We start from the raw sequence: 18,537 nt of genomic DNA on the forward strand, positions 1-18,537 counted from the left end.
CTGCTTTATCACTTTTTACTTCAAAAATATTTTATTTAAAGTTCTTCCACGACAATTTGGTCATTAGTAAATACACATATGTCTGACGCAACTTTTAAACTTTCATAAGCCATTTCGCGTGCACTTAAATCAGTCGCGTGACGTTTTAATGCTCTACCAGCACTCAATGCGTAGTTACCGCCTGAACCAATTGCAATTAAATCATCATCTGGCGCAATAACTTCTCCAGTTCCACTAACAACAAGTATGGATTCTTTATCCATAACAATAAGCATCGCTTCTAGTTGTCTTAATTGCTTGTCGCCTCTCCATTCTTGTGCTAATTCAACTGCAGCTCTTTCTAAATTGCCGCTAAATTGTTGTAATTTTGTTTCGAATTTTTCAAATAATGTAAACGCGTCTGCAACACTACCTGCAAAGCCGGCTAATACTTTATCATTATATAAACGTCGCACTTTTCTAGCAGTTTGTTTCATAATTACTTGTTCTCCAAGCGTAACTTGACCATCACCAGCCATTGCTGAATGACCGTTATGTTGGACTGCAAAGATGGTCGTAGCATGAATAGATGTACTCATATACTAATTCTCCTTTTTTGCACGAGGATGTGCATTTAAATATACTTTTTTCAACTGTTCATTAGTAACATGTGTATAACGACCTGTAGTCGATAAATTAACATGGCCTAATAATGATTGCACGGTACGTAAATCCGCGCCTTGATTGAGCATATGTGTTGCAAATGTGTGTCTTAATTTATGTGGATGTATATCAGTCACGCCTGCTGTCCGTTTCACTACATCGTTCAACACATAACGAACGCCACGCTCAGTAATTGGCGCACCGTTCATATTGACTAGCAAATAATCGTGCTCATTCCCTTTTTTCGGGCTAAATGATTCTAAATAATGTTCAATACTTTGCTTACAAAACTCTCCAAATGGGATAAAACGTTCTTTGCCACCTTTACCTAAAACCTTAACACCTGGCAAGTTCATATCCAAATCTTGTTCTTTTATATTAACTAACTCTGAAACTCTAATGCCAGTTGCATATAAAAGTTCCAAAATCACACGATCTCTCAAACCTTTTTTTAGGTCTTTTTCTACTGTATGAAATAATGCTTCCATTTCTTCTTCATAGAAAAAATGTGGTAAATATTGTTCTTTCTTAGGATGTACTAATTGTATAAATGGATTTATGACGTTTTCGTCTTGAACCATCCAGTATTCGTAAAAACTTCTCAGCGTAGAAATTTTACGAGAAACTGATGTTCTTTTCAAGTTTTTTGAATATAAATAACTCAAGTAGTTTCTGGCATCTTTATATTCAAATGTTTTTAAGCTTAAATATTCTTGGTTTAAAAAGTCATTAAATTGCTCTAAATCATCATAGTATGATTTCAAAGTATGCTCTGAAAATTGACGTTCTACTTTAAGCATGTATAGATATGCTTGCTGGATTTCTTCCAATAAAAACCCCTCCATCAACATAAATTGTAGCATATCGATAGAGGGAACTGCGAAACATAACTATTAAATTGAGGAAAACTTTCTTAATTTTCTGAAACAACATAGATTAGTTATAAATTCTACAATGTTTGTTTATAATTATCTAAATATGTTAATGCTCTGTGAGCAAGTTGTTCATAACGGGCTTTTTTATCTTTAATTTTTTCGTCTAAAGATGGTAATAAACCAAAATTAGCATTCATTGGCTGGAAGTTTTTTTCGTTTTTCGCATGTGAAATATAATAAGCCATGCTGCCTAGCATCGTTTCTCTAGGAAAAATAACTTTCCCTTTATTTTCGATTTTATGAGCGACATTGATACCAGCGATTAAACCACTTGCAGCACTTTCTACGTAGCCTTCTACGCCAGTCATTTGACCAGCGAAATGAAGTTTTTCTCTTCCTTTTAATTCATAAGTTTCAGTTAAAACGTCTGGAGAATTGATAAAAGTATTTCTATGCATGACACCATATCTAACAATTTCAACATTTTCTAAGCCTGGGATTAGTTTGAGCACTTCTTTTTGAGCACCCCACTTCAAATGCGTTTGGAAACCTACTAAGTTATACAATGTTCCTGCTGCATCATCTTGCCGTAACTGCACAATTGCATACGGAAGTTCTCCAGTTCTAGGATTTTCCAACCCTACTGGTTTCATAGGTCCGAATAACAATGTTTTGCGCCCACGTGCTGCCATAACTTCAAAAGGCACACACCCTTCAAAATATTTTTCTTTTTCGAACTCATTTACTGGCGCTACTTCAGCTTCTAGCAATGCATCGTAGAATCGATTAAATTCATCTTCAGTCATTGGACAATTCAAATAAGCAGCTTCACCTTTATCATAACGAGATTTTAAATAAACTTTATCCATATCAATACTATCTTTTTCAACTATAGGCGCTGCTGCGTCATAAAAGTATAATTGGTCTTTACCAGTAACTTCTACAATTTCAGTCGCTAGTTGGTTAGTTGTTAATGGTCCAGTTGCAATAATAGTATAACCCTCTGGTATACTGTTTATTTCTTCATTGATTACAGTTATGTTAGGATGCTTTTTTAATGTGTCAGTAATGTAACCAGCAAAATCGTGTCGATCAACAGCTAACGCACCACCGGCTGGAACACGTGCTTTATCAGCTGCAGTAATGATGAGTGAACCCATGCGCCTCATTTCTTCTTTCAATACACCAACAGCATTAGTCAATGCGTTACCACGTAATGAATTAGAGCAGACTAGTTCGGCAAATTTATCTGTATGATGTGCTGGCGTTTGCTTCACCGGTCTCATTTCAATTAAATTCACCTTTATACCTCTTTGAGCTAATTGGTATGCCGCTTCTGAACCAGCTAGACCAGCCCCTATAACATTGACAATTTGAGACATTTATTTTCCCCCTATACACAAAAATAGCAACTACGATTTTTTATTATAATATTAATAACATACATCTACGTTATAAAATATGAATCGTAAGTTGCTAATAACTATTAAAAAATGAAATTGTTACACTTTTCTAATAATCAATTTATATATAATTGTTATTTTTGCTCTTCTTCTTTGTAATCACAATTTGAGCAAATAACCTGACTTTTACGCCCTTGTTTTTTTTCAACTAAGTAATGCTTACATTTTGGACAGTCACGGCCGATTGGTTTATCCCAAGTTACAAAGTCACATTCTGGATATTTAGAGCATCCGTAAAAAATACGATTCTTTTTAGATTTTCGTTCAACAACGTCGCCTTCTTTACATTTTGGGCATGTTACTCCGATTGTTTTAACGATAGCTTTTGTATTTCTACAATCAGGGAAATTGGAACATGCCATAAATTTTCCATATCGACCCATTTTTATAACCATAGGTGCACCACAAACTTCACAATCTTCACCGGCAGGTTCATCTTTAATTTCAATTTTTTCCATTTCTTCTTCTGCACGCTCTACATCTTGCTTAAAGCTGCTATAAAAATCAGAAATAACTTTCTTCCAAGCAATTTCTCCTTCGGCCACTTTATCTAATAGCGTTTCCATATTAACTGTAAAGTCTACATCGATAATTTCAGGGAAATATTCTTTAACTTGCTCATGTACAATTTCACCTAACTCAGTTGGTACAAAGCGTTTGCTTTCATTCTTAACATAATTTCTTTTTTGAATTGTATCAATAGTTGGTGCATAAGTAGATGGGCGACCGATTTTCATTTCTTCTAACGTTTTTACGAGTCTTGCTTCCGTATAACGTGGTGGGGGTTGAGTAAAATGTTGTGAAGGTTCAATTTGAGTTGCAGTTACCATTTCACCTTCATCGATATGAGGTAATTTATTTTCTTTACCTTCATCACTGTCATCTTTTGTCTCAACGTATAAAGTCATAAATCCTTTGAATTTAATTGTTTGGCCATTTGCACGGAATTTTAAATCGTTCTGTGTTAAATCTAATGCTACTGTGTCTAAAATAGCTGGAGCCATTTGACTTGCAACGAATCGCTCCCAAATAAGTTTATATAGTCTATGTTGATCTCTAGTCAAGTAACTTTTCATTTCATTAGGTGTACGTAAAGTACTTGATGGTCTAATAGCTTCGTGAGCATCTTGATCTCCTTGACCTTTGGCCTTGCGATTCGAAGTATAATTATCACCATAAGTTTCTTTAATATAATCCTTTGCTTCATTCTTAGCTTGATCAGAAATTCTTGTAGAATCCGTACGCATATATGTGATTAAACCAACCGTACCTTGTTTCTTCAAGTCAATACCTTCATACAGTTGTTGTGCAAGCATCATTGTTTTACGCGCTTTAAAGTTTAATTTTCTCGCCGCTTCTTGTTGCAGCGTCGAGGTCGTAAAAGGATTAGCAGGATAACGCGTCTTTTCTTTTTTAGTTACTTTCGTTACTTCAAATTGATCTCCATCTAACTGGGACGTTATTGTTTCAACATCGTTTTTGTTTGTTAATTTGTATGGTTTATTTTTGTAATGAAGGAATTTAGCATTGAATTTTGATTTTTTGTATCTAAATTCGCCCTCAATTTTCCAATATTCTTCTGGTTTGAAATTTCTAATTTCATTTTCTCTATCTATCACTAATCTCAAAGCGACTGATTGTACGCGACCAGCAGAAAGACCTTTTTTTACTTTTTTCCATAAAACAGGAGAAATATTATATCCAACTAAACGGTCTAATATTCTTCTTGCTTGTTGAGCATCAACAAGTTCCATCTCAATGCCTCTTGGATGTTTAAAACTTTCTTTCACAGCATCCTTTGTTATTTCATTAAATACTACTCTATTTTCAGTTGAATCTTCTAAGTCTAATATGTTTGCCAAATGCCAAGCAATTGCCTCACCTTCACGGTCAGGGTCACTTGCTAAGAATATTTTTTTAGCTTTCTTAGCATGTTTTTTTAATTCTTTAACAACAGGACCTTTGCCGCGTATAGTAATATATTTGGGTTCATAGTCATTTTCTACATCTACGCCCATTTGGCTTCTCGGCAAATCTCTTACATGCCCCATAGATGCGATAACTTTATATTTTTTACCTAAATATTTTTCAATGGTTTTAGCTTTTGCAGGCGATTCAACTATGACTAAATTTTCTGCCAAAGTAGTTACCCCCTTGCATTTCTAATTACAAAGATAAATGATAAACGGTCTATTTTGTTTTTGTCAATGTTTTTAATTTTAAATTTATTTAATCACAGGAATAATTAGGTTTAAAATTAAGAAAAGTCATCGTTTATTCACATGTTATCACTGGCTGTAAATTTGAGCTTTAACGCATGCAAATAACCACAGAGAATTAATGATAATCTTCTATGATATCTTTTGCAGATATTACGATTTTGGCGCCTTCTTGCGCACTAATTAAATTACCCATTGTCATTTTATTAAATATTGAACCTGATAAAACATACACTTCTCTATTTTGATCTAACGCACAATTTGTTGTTATAGATGTTCCACTATTGATTGTCGATTCTGTAATTAAAACACCTTTTGATAGACCACTAATAATTCTATTTCTTTCTGGAAAGTGATGTTTGAGTGGTTTTTGATATGGTAAGTATTCGCTAACGACTAATCCTTTTTGCTCCAGTTGCTTTCTGATAACGTATGTTGTCTTAGGATAATGGTTTAAGTGTCCAAATCCTAAAACTGCTATTGCAGGCATATGGTGCGCTAAAGCGTGTTGATGTGCTAATTTATCTGCGCCTTCTGCCAAGCCAGAAACAATTGTTAAATTTCTCTTTTTAAATGAAGGAAAAAGAATCCTTAAGGCCTCGTTTGTATAACTTGTAGCTTGCCTAGAACCAACAACCGCAAGACTTTGTTCATTTTGTGCCAATGATAGGTTTCCTTTATAAAAAAGTATAAAGGGAGGCTCAAATATTTCACGGAGTAAATTTGGATACGCAGTGTTTTTGATCCCGATGAATTTTACTTTCCACCTATCTAATTGTAATAAAATAGATTCGATATCATGCTTAATAAAATTATCATATATACTCATTTTTTTCGTTGATTTAATTTTAGTTAAATACGATTTCAACTTATACTGCTGTTCTCTCTTATTATAAGAGCCAAAATCACATTCATAATTAAATAATTGATGTATTTGTCTCGTTGTCATTCCTGCAAAGCGTAACTTTAAGTATAGATGATTAATGTCCATTTATCGCTCTCCTTTATAACCTTATTATAAAGTAAAACGGCATAAAAACGGGTTACAAATTAGATTCATTTAAACAAGAAATGTAATCTATTTTTAAAAAGTAATTTTATAATTAATCAAAACCATAACCCAAATGCCCAAATCAATCAATAAAATAGACCTATCCAAAATTAATTTCAGCTACAACGCATGCTGAATTATTTTTGGATAGGCCTATGTATTTTTTACACGTAAAAATAGGGTGAACAACCCCACTTGAAATAGCACAAACTCCAACATATGTTGGAATTTGTGCTGGTTTTAATTTGGTGCATTCATTATTACTGTTTGACAGTAAGTAACTGTTCATATATGCCTACTTCTTTAGCAGCTTCGATTAATGTTGTGCCAATTTCAGATGGTGTATCTGCAGTTTTCACGCCACAACTATTAAGCGTTTTGATTTTTTCTTCTGCAGTTCCTTTACCGCCTGAGACAATAGCACCTGCGTGGCCCATACGTTTTCCTGGAGGTGCAGTTTGACCACCTACGAAACCTACAACTGGTTTGTCCATATTATCTTTAATCCATTCAGCAGCTTCTTCTTCTGCTGTGCCACCAATTTCACCAATCATTACAACTGCTTTTGTTTCATCGTCTTCATTAAATTGCTTTAATACATCAATAAAATTCGTACCATTGACCGGGTCTCCGCCAATACCCACTGCTGTTGTTTGACCAATGCCTTCTTCTGTCAATTGGTGTACTGCTTCATAAGTCAATGTACCTGAGCGTGAAACTACGCCCACATGACCTTTTTTATGAATATAACCTGGCATGATACCAATTTTACATTCATCAGCAGTAATAACACCTGGACAGTTCGGCCCAATAACACGTGTTTTCTTACCTTCTGAATAACGTTTTACCTTAACCATATCAATTACTGGAATATGTTCAGTAATACAAATCGCTAAGTCTAATTCAGCTTCTATACATTCTAAAATAGCATCTGCTGCAAATGGCGCAGGTACATAGATTACCGAAACCGTTGCACCAGTTTCTTGTTTAGCTTCTTCAACTGTATTAAAAACAGGCACGCCTTCTACTACCTGTCCGCCTTTACCTGGAGTTACCCCTGCAACAATTTGTGTACCATATTCAAGCATTTGTTTTGTATGGAAAAGTGCAGTAGATCCTGTGATACCTTGTACAATTACTTTTGTATTTTTATCTATCATTACGCTCATCTTAGCGTTCCCATCCTTTCCTTACGCTTCTTTTACAAGTTTTACGATTTTTTGTGCGCCTTCTGCCATTGTTGCAGCTGGTTCAATTGCTAATCCAGATTCTTTAAGGATTTCTTTACCTCTTTCAACATTTGTACCTTCTAAACGTACAACAAGTGGTAGTGTAAGTTCTACTTCTTTAACTGCAGCAACAATGCCTTCTGCGATAATGTCACATTTCATTATGCCGCCGAAGATGTTTACAAAGATACCTTTTACATTTTTATCTCCTAAGATGATTTTAAATGCTTCAGTAACTTTTTCTTTAGTTGCGCCGCCCCCTACGTCAAGGAAGTTCGCTGGGTTTCCACCAAAGTGGTTGATTGTATCCATCGTTGCCATTGCTAAACCAGCACCATTCACCATACAACCAATGTCACCATCTAAAGCGATGTATGATAAATCATACTTAGAAGCTTCAATTTCTTTTGGATCTTCTTCTTCTAAATCGCGTAATTCTTGGATATCTTTATGTTTGAATAATGCATTATCATCAAAATTAAGTTTTGCGTCTAACGCAAGTACTTGACCGTCACCAGTTGTCACTAGTGGGTTAATTTCTACAATAGAACAATCTTTTTCTATAAATACATTATAAAGTGATACTAAAAATTTAGCTGCTTTATTGATGGATTCTTTAGGAATATTAATGTTGAAAGCAATTCTTCTTGCTTGATAAGGCGCTAAACCAACAACTGGATCAATCGTTTCTTTAAAGATTTTTTCAGGTGTCTCAGCAGCAACTTTTTCAATTTCAGTACCGCCTTCTTCTGAAGCCATCAATGTTACTCTGTCAGTTGCACGGTCAATTACAAATCCAACATAATATTCTTTTTGAATATCGCAGCCTTCTTCTATGTAAAGGCGTTTAATTTCTTTACCTTCTGGACCCGTTTGATGCGTCACTAAGGTTTTACCTAACAATTCCTTTGCATATGTTTCCACTTCAGAAAGTGATTTTGCAATTTTAACACCGCCTGCATTACCTCTACCCCCAGCGTGTATTTGTGCTTTTACAACATATACATTTGAATCTAATTCTTTTGCTTTTTCCACTGCTTCATCTGCAGTGAATGCTACGCGTCCTTCTGGGACAGCAACGCCCATTGAACGAAATATTGCTTTACCTTGATACTCGTGGATATTCATTCTCCATCCTCCTGTTTCTTAGGTTAAGTTCACCTTTAATTATAGGAAATGAAAGCGCTATTGTAAACTCATTTAAACTACTTATTTCAATTCTTTTAATTTTATGATTATTTATAAAGTGATTTAATTGGTTCAAAAGTTTTTCGGTGTTCATTTAAAATCCCATACTGCTTAATTCCATCTAAATGTTGTTGTGTTCCATATCCAACGTTTTTTTCAAAACCATATCCGGGGCTTTTTTGAGCAAGTTTAATCATGTAACGATCTCTATTCTCTTTAGCTAAAACACTTGCTGCAGCTATCGATACACTTTTAGCATCTCCTTTAATTAATGATGTCTGCGGTATATCAGTCTCTAATGTCATTGCATCAATAAGAAGATGCGTCGGTTTTACTGGTAGCCCGTCAATCGCCCGATTCATTGCTAATTTTGTAGCTTCATAAATATTAATTTGATCAATTTCTTCAACAGATGCATAACCAAAAGCATACGCGTACAAATCTTCTAGTAATTGACTTTCTAACATTTTACGTTTTTTTGATGAAAGTTGTTTTGAATCATTAAGACCGGTAAACTGATGACCGCTATTTAAAATAACGGCACATGCTACAACTGGCCCAGCAAGTGGTCCTCTACCAACTTCATCAATACCGCAAACAAAAGCATTGTTATCTTTTTCTAATATTTGTGTTTCATAATAAGACATTGCTTCATATTGCTTTACCAATTGTTGGGCTTTGTCTAATTGTTTAAGTCGAGTCGCTATCGCTTTTTGAACTCCTATACGTTTGTCCATAAAATATGCTTGTTGTTGAATTGCTTTAATAGACTGAAGTTGAGTTAAATGTGCTTTAATTTCTTTTATTGTCTGTTTCATATTCTAAGATTACACATCCATTTCTTTAATTACATCAAATGTGTAAGTGCCAATTTTAGCGTTTCTAACTTCATGAATAATTAAATCAATTACCGCTTCGTAATCCACTTCGTTCCCACTACGTAATAATCCCCTACGACGGCCGATAGCATCGAACCATTCAATGTTTTCCGCTTCTATAGCAACATCAACTTTATAGTGGTTTTTAAGCCCTTCATAGTCGTGTTCCTTTAAGAATTCTAAACCATAGATGGCAACTTCATCTAAATGAACAATACTATCTTTAATTGCACCCGTAATACTTAATTTTTTTCCTACTAATTGGTCTTCAAATTTAGGCCATAAAATCCCCGGCGTATCTAACAACTGAAGTGAATTACCGATTTTGATCCATTGTTGTTGCTTTGTTACTCCAGGTGTATTACCTGTTTTAGCAATAGATTTATGCGCTAATTTATTAATTAATGTAGATTTGCCTACATTTGGGATGCCGACAATCATAGCTCTAATTGCACGTGGTTTTAAACCCTTTTTCTTTTCACGTTCAAATTTTTCTTGTGTTGCTTTAATAGCAGCTTGCTCTACTAATTTCAAACCTTTACCATGCTTAGCGTCGATTGCAACTGGGTAATATCCTTTACACTTGAAATATGATTCCCATTTTTCTAATTCTTTTAAATTTGCCATATCTTTTTTATTTAAGATCACAACTCTTGGTTTTTGCTGTATGACTTCATCAATCATTGGATTACGTGAACTATAAGGAATACGAGCATCTACAAGTTCAAATACAACATCTACTTTTTTTAATTGTTCAGCAACTTCGCGTTTTGCTTTTGCCATGTGGCCTGGATACCATTGGATTACCATTTGCTTCACCTTTCTTATACTGTATTTTCAATATTTTAAAATTTATTCCTCTATTATTTGACCTTAAAATGATAACATGTTGCTCGATTAAAGATAAATAAAAATTTTGCTTTACTTTACGATGATAATCACTATTTTACAGTATTTTTTTTTTGTAAGCTCTAATTAATTAAATCATTGTATCATTAGAACTCAATTTACACCTTCAACGCGTTGTAATGATTTAAATGTATTTTTAAAATCACTATTATTTAATATAGATAAAATAATAGTAATTTTTATCAATCATTCAAAAAAATGGTTACAATAGAATTAAATTGACTTAAATTACAGGAGATTATTCATGAAAAGGATACTTATTTACATAATACTAAGCTTTATATTAGCAATCATTGGTCATGGATATGTTATTTACAGATTTATTAGTGATGGTATTTTATTTACTGGTCCTAATGATGGTATGGAGCAAATGGTACCTATTCAAATGTATTTATATGATAAATGGAGTCAAGGACAATGGTTTTACGCAACTGATTTCGGTTTAGGTGGAGATTTTTTCACTGACTTAAGTTATTATTTTTCAACAAATATCTTGTTTATATTAAACGTTTTATTTATCTTTGCGGTGGATTTATGCTTTCATTTAAATACACAAGATGTGATGTTTTGGATGACAAACGCAATTGTTATCTCAATCATTAAATCTAGTTTAGCTATGTTAGCAACATTTGGTTTTGTACGAAGAATAACTAATAATACAATTATTTCCTTACTGACTTCATACATTTTTGTCATATCACCTATTTATTTTAGGTTTACTGTATATTGGCCCTTTTTTAGTGATATTTTTATATTATTGCCTCTATTATTATGGTCTATTGAATTATATTTACAAAAAGGAAAAAAGGGTATATTTATTTTGATAGTAACCTTATCATTAATTAATAATTTTTATTTTGCTTATTATCAATTAGTAGTAGGTTTAATTTACTTTATAGCTAGATTGATTTTTAAACATAGACACGACGTAATCCCTAGGTTCAAAGCCATATATACATTATCTACGGCTGCGCTATTGTCTCTTGGATGTAGCCTTTTCTTTTTTTATCATGGAATACAAGCTTATTTAAATAATAGACGTATACCTTTTGATGGAAACGTAGACGCCTTTGAACCATTTAATCAAAATACCAACTTGTTTTACGATAATTATTTAATTGTCATTTTATATATAGTGATACAAGCTTTGTTATCATTTAAGCTTTATAAACATTTTTATTTTAAACTTTTTGCTATTTTTATGATTATGTCCATAGGTGCTCATTTTTTACCATTTGTCGACCAGTTATTTAACGGGTTTTCTGCGCCTCAAAAAAGATGGCATTATTTAATTGCTTTTAATGCTGCAATGCTCATGGGGTTATACGCAAAATATTTTAGTACATTAACTATCAAAAACTACATATTTTCTTCAATAGTAAGTTTAGGTTTTGTTTTTGTCAGTGCATGGGTCTATGATACATATGTATCCTGGCTATGGTTTACACCGATTGTCAGTTTAGTTGGTTTATTAGTATTATGCGTCAAAGCGTCCATTTATCGTAATAAATTATCTTATTTTTACTATATTGCCATAATGATTCTTGCAACATTAGTAGCGGATGTTTTTATACGAAATCAAATTTATTTTGAAGATCACGTTGAACGTGCAAATAATGATTATGTTAATGCAAGTCTTTTTAATACGCCATTACAACATCAATTAGTATCTCAAATGAACTATTCTAAATCAGAAGACGAACGTATCGATTGGCGTGTTAATGAGCAAGATAATACACCAATGTACCAATTTTTTAAAGGTACAAGTATATACTCAAGTATTTTTGACCATAACATTTTAGATTATTATTATGACGCGTTAAAAATCAATTTACAATCTGAATCTGTAAGCAGATATCAATCTACTAATGGTAGACAAAATATTAATAGTTTATTTTCAATTAAATATTTAATGTTAAAAGATTATCAAGATAACGTGCCTGCGTATTTTAAAAAAGTTGAAAGTAAAGGACAATACCAAATTTATGAAAATACTTTAAATTTACCTTCAGTCAAAGTAACCAACCATTTATATGATGCTCAAAAATTAAAGACGCCTATTGATAGAGAACATGCAATGTTAGATGGTGTCATTATCAATGATAAAGGGAAATCATACACTGATAATGCCAATAATCTTAAAAATAGTACTGATATATCATCCAAAAATATAGATTTTAGGGATAATAACCAGATTTATCTGCCTCAATCAAATGGCAGCATACAAATACACGTACCTAGTGATTTAAGAGAACGCTATACAGACTTTTATTTAACTTTGAAAATCAGACGCGGTCAACCCGATAGTAATTACACGATTAATATTAATAATTATGCCAATCAGCGTTTATATAATAATTCAACGTATAAAACTGGGGTCGAAACTCAATTATATAGGACGCAACCAGATGAAAATGGTAATATTAATATTACGCTTAGCCCAAATGGAAACTATCATTTTAAAATTCTAAGCCTTCATGGTGAAAACTATAATAAGCTTAAACGTGCGTTTAAGTTACAACAAAACAACCACTATAAAGATATTAAAAATGGCGTTAAGATGACATTAGCGCCGCATCAAAAAGGCATCGCGACGGTTAATATACCTTTTCGTGACAGTATGATAGCTTATGTAGATCATAAAAAGGTAAAACCTATAAAAGTCAATTATATGATGACAGGTATCCCTGTTTCAGAAAATGATAGCAACATAGTTATTAAATACCGCCCTAAATATTGGTTTACAATGATTACAATTTCAGCTATATGTATCGTAATAAGTGTTTTTTGGTGTTTAATCAAAAAATTTAAATTTAAATAAAGGAGTTTGTCTGAGATGAGGTATGACCATGTTTCATAGACTTTGGTCTCACAAATTAACAAGATTTTTATGTATTTTTTTAATGGGAATAGCAGTAGCATTATTAACTTTCACACCGCATATTTACCGCTATTTGACTCAGGGTATTGTCTTTAGCGGTAATGGCGATGGCTTTAGACAAATGATGCCTTTTCAAATGTATCTGTACGAACATGTTAGTCAATTCAAAAGTTTTTATGATCATTCTTTTGGTTTAGGTGGAGACTACATCAAAGATTTATCTTATTATTATGCGACCTCACCATTTGTGATGATAAACTTTTTATTTGTCTGGCTTACCGAGTCCGTATTTAACAGTAACCCTAGTAATATTACATATTGGGCAAGTAACCAATTAATTGTCGCTTTCTGTAAAGGCGTCGTTACTTTTATCCTAGCCTTTTATTTATTTAATTATATAAGACTTAAATATTACACATCTTTTTTAGGTGCAATGTTATACGCCGCATCAACAACCCTGGTTTATTTTAATTTTACTTGGTCGTATTATGGTGATTTATTTATATTTCTTCCACTATCCATATTAGCGATTGAAAGGTTCTATAAAGAAAAGAAAATAGGCTTGTTTATTTTTGCGATTGCCTTAACACTTTTTTCAAATTTTTACTTCAGTTATTATGAAGCTATCGTTATCTTTGCTTACTTTTTATATAGGTGTATATTCCCGCATGCTAAGGACATCGTTTCTAGAAAGCAACAACTATGGATGATTCCAACAGCCGTTTTATTGAGCACTTTAATTGGCATCTGGGGCTTTTATACAGGCGTTTCTTCTTTTTTAAATAATGATAGGGTGAGTAATCCTCATTTTGATTATGGCCTTATCACAGACTTTGCACGGCAAAAACATTTTTTTACAAATGGATTTTATATTACTGTTTCAATTATAGCAGTGGTTGCATTATTATCTTTTAAACTATACAAACATTACTATTATAGATTATTTGCGATTGCAACTTGGATCATGCTTCTGGGATCATTAACCCCGCTTTTCGATAGTATGTTCAACGGCTTTTCAACGCCAGAACGTCGTTGGGTTTATATTTTTGCACTTACCACAGCAGGCCTAATTGCATTATTTATTCAACATCTTTCAGAATTAACATTAAAATCATATATTTTAGCCTGTAGTCCTGTGTTGGTTATCATGTCGGTGATGCAATTCATCGTTAAAGAACAAGAAATGTCATGGATGCTGATATGTTTTATCCTAATGATACTTATTAGCGTTTTGCTTTATAAAAAATCTTTATTCAAATCAAAATGGCCGTATGTTGCCATTATATCGTTATTCATTATTCAACAAAGTTTTATTTTAGCAAATAATTATGTTAATAATATTCAAAAATACGAATCAACTATTTCTTCAATGCATGACTCAAAATATAAAAGCCCAGCGTTAGCAAAAAAAATAGAATCTATCAAAAAAGGTCATGATAATCCTCTCAGTAGAATTGATTATATGTCACAATATGGGTTGAATTCACCCATGCTTTATCATTTCAACGGTATCGCATTGTACTCTAGTATTTTTGATGGAGATATTTTAAATTATTATGATAAAACGTTACAAATCAATATGCATACAGATAAAAATAGTACATATCGCTTACTTTCCAATAGAGCGAACTTAATGGCACTTTGGGACGTAAATGACCGTATTCGTCGTCCAAAAGACATGAATATGCCTTATGGTTTCTCTAAACAAGATATTATCAAGCATTCTGATGAAGCATCATTTCTTCATTCAGTTAATAAAATCGACTATCCTAGTGCACATATAACTAAAAAAGTGTTTAACAAAAACGATCTCGACTCTCCTTTAGATAGAGAACAAGCTATGTTACAAGGTGTGGTATTTGAAAACAATAACAAAGCCACTATTAACCAAAATTTTACGCCAAACAAAAATTTATTAAACCAAGCTTCATCTAAATTGATTAACGCGCAGTATATCCAAAACAACAAACTAAATGTAACCAAAGACCAAGGTGGCATCAAATATCAACTACCCTCCTCTATAGCAAATCAATATAAGGATTTATATGTAGAAATGGATGTTGAATTGCTAACACCAGATAAAGCACATGATGTGGGCGTGAATGAGTACAATCAACAGCGAAACAAATTAACATATAAATACCGACGTTTCGTTACTCCCATTACAATGCGTGTTAAATCAACTGAGGATTTAAATATCAAATTATCTAAAGGTACTTATCGATTTAATATTAAAGGCATTTACGGTGAAAATTACAATACTTTAAACCAAGCACGTAAACAATTAAATTCTGTGAAAGTTTCACAAAACGCAAGCGGTTATAAGGTTGAAAAAAATAAAAATGACGAAGGTTATCTCGTATTACCAATGGCTTATAGAGATGGCATGAAGGCATATACAGATAATGGAAAAGATTTACCTGTTAAGCAAGGAAATGGAATTATGACTGTGATTCCAGTAGAACAGGGACATGAGACGATCAATCTTAAATATACGCCCCCTCATACATGGAAATTGATTATTATAAGTATTATTGGCATCATCTTAAGTTTCATATTTACAAAATGGCTTAACCCTCAAAAACAAAATAATTAATATAAAAAAGAAGCGATTCCTTTTAGGAATCGCTTCTTTTTTATAACTTTTATACTGATTAACGAATTTCTTTAATTCTAGCAGCTTTACCACGTAATTCACGTAAGTAGTATAATTTAGCACGACGTACTTTACCGCGACGTTTAACTTCGATTTTTTCAATTTTTGGAGTGTGTAATGGGAATGTACGTTCCACACCAACACCTGAAGAAATCTTACGTACTGTGAAAGTTTCTGAAATGCCTCCACCACGACGTTTGATAACTACACCTTCGAATACTTGGATACGTTCGCGTGTACCTTCAATAATACGTACGTGAACTCTTAAAGTGTCACCTGGACGGAATGAAGGTAAGTCTGTGCGTAATTGTGATTGTGTTACTGCTTCAATTAATTTGTGATTGCTCATTATTTTTTCTCTCCTTCAACCTATGTTCTTGCCTAGACAAATATATAGCAGCGGATCATAGTGATTTTCGTGTGTCGCACACTTAAATTATGTTAGCACATTGTCATTCATTTTTCAATTGCTTTTTATATCTTTCTATAATATCTTTATCTTTGTCTGTAAGTGGGTAATCTGCTAATAAATCTGGACGCTTTTCCCAAGTACGTATAATTTTTTGTTCATGACGCCATTGATCAATATTGGCGTGATTGCCTGATAATAATACTTCCGGAACATCCAAGTTTTTGTATAAACGCGGTCTTGTATATTGTGGAAATTCTAATAGGCCATCTTGAAACGAATCGTCTTCATGGGACTGTTGATTTCCTAAAACACCTGGTATTAATCTGACTATAGCGTCAGTCATTACCATTGCTGGTAGTTCCCCACCTGTTAATACATAATCTCCCATAGAAATTTCATCTGTCACAAGATGCTCACGTATACGCTCATCATACCCCTCATAATGTCCACAAATAAAAACTAAATGCTCTGCTTGACTCAGTTCTTGCGCAATTGCTTGGTTAAATGGCCGCCCTTGCGGACACATTAATATCACACGTGTGCTTTCTGTTTTTTCAATACTATTCATGGCATTAAAGATAGGTTCAGGTTTCAGTACCATGCCTTGACCACCGCCAAACGGATAGTCGTCTACTTGATTATGTTTATTTTCAGCAAAATTTCTAAAATCTACAGTATTAACTTGTAACATCTCTTTATCTTGCGCTCTTTTTAAAATTGAGTGATTTAATACGCCTTCAAACATTTGCGGAAACAATGTTAAATAATCAATTTTCATTATTCTAACAACCCTTCCATAGGCGTAATGTCGATGCGTCTACCTTCCACATCTATACGTTTAACAACATCTTCTATATAAGGAATAAGGTATTCTTTATCGCCTTTGACGACCCACACGTCGTTAGCACCTGTCTCAAAGATTTCTATTACTCTACCAATTGGCGTTTCTTTATCATCGAACACAGTACACCCGATGATATCTGAATAATAATACTCATGTTCGCCTAATTCGATTTCTTCATGGTCACGTTCTTGTAAAAGTGTTTCACCTTTTAAATATTCAATATCATTAATGTTGTTGATACCTTCAAAAGTAAGCATATGTAATCCTTTATGCATACGATAAGACGCGATTTTTAATTCTAATGCCGTTCCATTTTGACGTTCTATCATGACAGATTCACCAGGTTGAAAGCGTATATCAGTAAAATCTGAATGGGATTTCACTTTTACTTCGCCTTTTATACCATGTGTGTTAATAATTTTACCAATTTCAACTTTCATATATGTTCCTCCGATAATATCCGTGTATCAATTATTTTGATAATTGATTTCATCTTTACTATAACTTAAATTATTATAACATGAAATATTTGTATTATTATAAATCATTATAGTTGCTATGATATTAAAATATCGTTTCTACATCGTCAATATGCTTTTTAGACTATTTCAGTGTGAAAATGAAACAGAATAGCAATCCGATTTTTTCTAAAGTTTCATGATACTATCCTAGAAATTAACTAGAAGGCATCACTTGGGTTAGACAGATTACATGAACTAAAGCACATGGATAAGTAGTGCTTTATCAAATACTGCCAATATAATATTTAAGGCTGAGACACTTTTTCATGCCCCAGCCTTTACAAATTTTATATTTGTGAATAATAACGACTATTTTTGATCGTCAAATTTTTTCAAGATACCTTCTCTTGATAAAATGTTGTGTACAGTGTCTGTTGGTTTAGCACCGTTTTTTAACCATTTTAATGCTAATGCTTCATCAATTTTAACTTCTGGAGCATTCACATTATTTGGGTTATATGTTCCAATTTGTTCGATGTTACGACCATCACGTGGCGCACGAGCATCTGCTGCTACGATACGATAGAATGGATTTCTTTTTGAACCTAAACGTGTTAAACGTAATTTAACTGCCATTTATATTCTCTCCTTTAATTTTCATAGTTTTTATTTTCTACAAGAAATAATAATAACAGTAATTAACTACTTTGTAAAGAGTTTCTTCTTTACCAATATATATTTTTCTAATCATAGTATCCCTACACTTAAACTTTACCGGGTTGAAACAATATTGACATCAGGCTTGAAAAGATATACATTGAAAACAAAT

Annotated in this window: 15 protein-coding genes; 2 read left to right on the plus strand and 13 right to left on the minus strand. The window is 32.9% G+C overall.

Translation table 11 applies throughout. From position 1 onward, the window contains the following. Positions 1-35: 35 nt before the first annotated feature. From hslV to ylqF, 9 genes are all read right to left on the minus strand, one after another. Entirely contained in the window at positions 36-578 is a 543-nt protein-coding gene (gene hslV / locus BJG89_RS08630; protein ID WP_096810090.1) for an ATP-dependent protease subunit HslV, read from the minus strand. 3 nt (positions 579-581) lie between these two features. Further along, on the minus strand, positions 582-1,472 hold the full coding sequence (gene xerC / locus BJG89_RS08635) for a tyrosine recombinase XerC (RefSeq protein WP_096810092.1): 891 nt from the start codon (positions 1,470-1,472) through the stop codon (positions 582-584). Positions 1,473-1,591: 119 nt separating this feature from the next. Continuing rightward, the gene (gene trmFO / locus BJG89_RS08640) at positions 1,592-2,899 is read right to left on the minus strand and encodes an FADH(2)-oxidizing methylenetetrahydrofolate--tRNA-(uracil(54)-C(5))-methyltransferase TrmFO (RefSeq protein ID WP_096810094.1); all 1,308 of its coding nucleotides are present in this window, start codon (positions 2,897-2,899) and stop codon (positions 1,592-1,594) included. A 155-nt stretch (positions 2,900-3,054) separates the two neighbouring features. Next, entirely contained in the window at positions 3,055-5,121 is a 2,067-nt protein-coding gene (gene topA / locus BJG89_RS08645; protein WP_096810096.1) for a type I DNA topoisomerase, read from the minus strand. A 196-nt stretch (positions 5,122-5,317) separates the two neighbouring features. Further along, positions 5,318-6,190: a DNA-processing protein DprA gene (gene dprA, locus BJG89_RS08650; protein ID WP_096810097.1), complete on the minus strand. Its 873-nt coding sequence runs from the start codon at positions 6,188-6,190 to the stop codon at positions 5,318-5,320. Positions 6,191-6,510: 320 nt separating this feature from the next. Next, complete coding sequence (gene sucD, locus BJG89_RS08655) at positions 6,511-7,419, minus strand: succinate--CoA ligase subunit alpha (RefSeq protein ID WP_096810099.1); 909 nt, start codon at positions 7,417-7,419, stop codon at positions 6,511-6,513. A 21-nt stretch (positions 7,420-7,440) separates the two neighbouring features. Then, positions 7,441-8,607: an ADP-forming succinate--CoA ligase subunit beta gene (sucC, locus tag BJG89_RS08660; protein ID WP_096810101.1), complete on the minus strand. Its 1,167-nt coding sequence runs from the start codon at positions 8,605-8,607 to the stop codon at positions 7,441-7,443. Between the two features lie 107 nt (positions 8,608-8,714). Further along, complete coding sequence (locus BJG89_RS08665) at positions 8,715-9,485, minus strand: ribonuclease HII (RefSeq protein WP_096810103.1); 771 nt, start codon at positions 9,483-9,485, stop codon at positions 8,715-8,717. 9 nt (positions 9,486-9,494) lie between these two features. Beyond that, positions 9,495-10,355, minus strand: coding sequence for a ribosome biogenesis GTPase YlqF (gene ylqF / locus BJG89_RS08670; protein WP_096810105.1), 861 nt, complete (start codon positions 10,353-10,355; stop codon positions 9,495-9,497). Between the two features lie 343 nt (positions 10,356-10,698). On the opposite strand from ylqF, the gene BJG89_RS08675 reads away from it, so the two are divergent. Then, entirely contained in the window at positions 10,699-13,275 is a 2,577-nt protein-coding gene (locus tag BJG89_RS08675) for a YfhO family protein (protein ID WP_096810107.1), read from the plus strand. 28 nt (positions 13,276-13,303) lie between these two features. Next, on the plus strand, positions 13,304-15,931 hold the full coding sequence (locus BJG89_RS08680; RefSeq protein WP_096810109.1) for a YfhO family protein: 2,628 nt from the start codon (positions 13,304-13,306) through the stop codon (positions 15,929-15,931). 58 nt (positions 15,932-15,989) lie between these two features. On the opposite strand, the gene rplS is transcribed toward BJG89_RS08680, so the two are convergent. The 4 genes from rplS to rpsP form a co-directional block, all read right to left on the minus strand. Next, entirely contained in the window at positions 15,990-16,340 is a 351-nt protein-coding gene (gene rplS / locus BJG89_RS08685) for a 50S ribosomal protein L19 (RefSeq protein ID WP_019468465.1), read from the minus strand. A 103-nt stretch (positions 16,341-16,443) separates the two neighbouring features. Further along, complete coding sequence (gene trmD, locus BJG89_RS08690; protein WP_096810110.1) at positions 16,444-17,181, minus strand: tRNA (guanosine(37)-N1)-methyltransferase TrmD; 738 nt, start codon at positions 17,179-17,181, stop codon at positions 16,444-16,446. Next, positions 17,181-17,687, minus strand: a complete 507-nt coding sequence (gene rimM / locus BJG89_RS08695) for a ribosome maturation factor RimM (RefSeq protein WP_096810112.1) — start codon at positions 17,685-17,687, stop codon at positions 17,181-17,183. The genes trmD and rimM overlap by 1 nt, the downstream gene beginning before the upstream one ends. A gap of 390 nt (positions 17,688-18,077) precedes the next feature. Further along, entirely contained in the window at positions 18,078-18,344 is a 267-nt protein-coding gene (gene rpsP, locus BJG89_RS08700) for a 30S ribosomal protein S16 (RefSeq protein WP_096810115.1), read from the minus strand. Positions 18,345-18,537 lie beyond the last annotated feature (193 nt).

This window comes from Staphylococcus nepalensis, from assembly GCF_002442935.1.
Classification (GTDB): Bacteria; Bacillota; Bacilli; order Staphylococcales; family Staphylococcaceae; genus Staphylococcus; species Staphylococcus nepalensis.

Coding starts and splice junctions, on each gene's coding strand:
- BJG89_RS08665 (WP_096810103.1), bottom strand. CDS start 9,485: ATGAAACAGACAATAAAAGAAATTAAAGCACATTTAACTCAACTTCAG.
- rimM (WP_096810112.1), bottom strand. CDS start 17,687: ATGAAAGTTGAAATTGGTAAAATTATTAACACACATGGTATAAAAGGC.
- sucC (WP_096810101.1), bottom strand. CDS start 8,607: ATGAATATCCACGAGTATCAAGGTAAAGCAATATTTCGTTCAATGGGC.
- trmD (WP_096810110.1), bottom strand. CDS start 17,181: ATGAAAATTGATTATTTAACATTGTTTCCGCAAATGTTTGAAGGCGTA.
- rpsP (WP_096810115.1), bottom strand. CDS start 18,344: ATGGCAGTTAAATTACGTTTAACACGTTTAGGTTCAAAAAGAAATCCA.
- sucD (WP_096810099.1), bottom strand. CDS start 7,419: ATGAGCGTAATGATAGATAAAAATACAAAAGTAATTGTACAAGGTATC.
- hslV (WP_096810090.1), bottom strand. CDS start 578: ATGAGTACATCTATTCATGCTACGACCATCTTTGCAGTCCAACATAAC.
- rplS (WP_019468465.1), bottom strand. CDS start 16,340: ATGAGCAATCACAAATTAATTGAAGCAGTAACACAATCACAATTACGC.
- dprA (WP_096810097.1), bottom strand. CDS start 6,190: ATGGACATTAATCATCTATACTTAAAGTTACGCTTTGCAGGAATGACA.
- ylqF (WP_096810105.1), bottom strand. CDS start 10,355: ATGGTAATCCAATGGTATCCAGGCCACATGGCAAAAGCAAAACGCGAA.
- BJG89_RS08675 (WP_096810107.1), top strand. CDS start 10,699: ATGAAAAGGATACTTATTTACATAATACTAAGCTTTATATTAGCAATC.
- trmFO (WP_096810094.1), bottom strand. CDS start 2,899: ATGTCTCAAATTGTCAATGTTATAGGGGCTGGTCTAGCTGGTTCAGAA.
- BJG89_RS08680 (WP_096810109.1), top strand. CDS start 13,304: ATGTTTCATAGACTTTGGTCTCACAAATTAACAAGATTTTTATGTATT.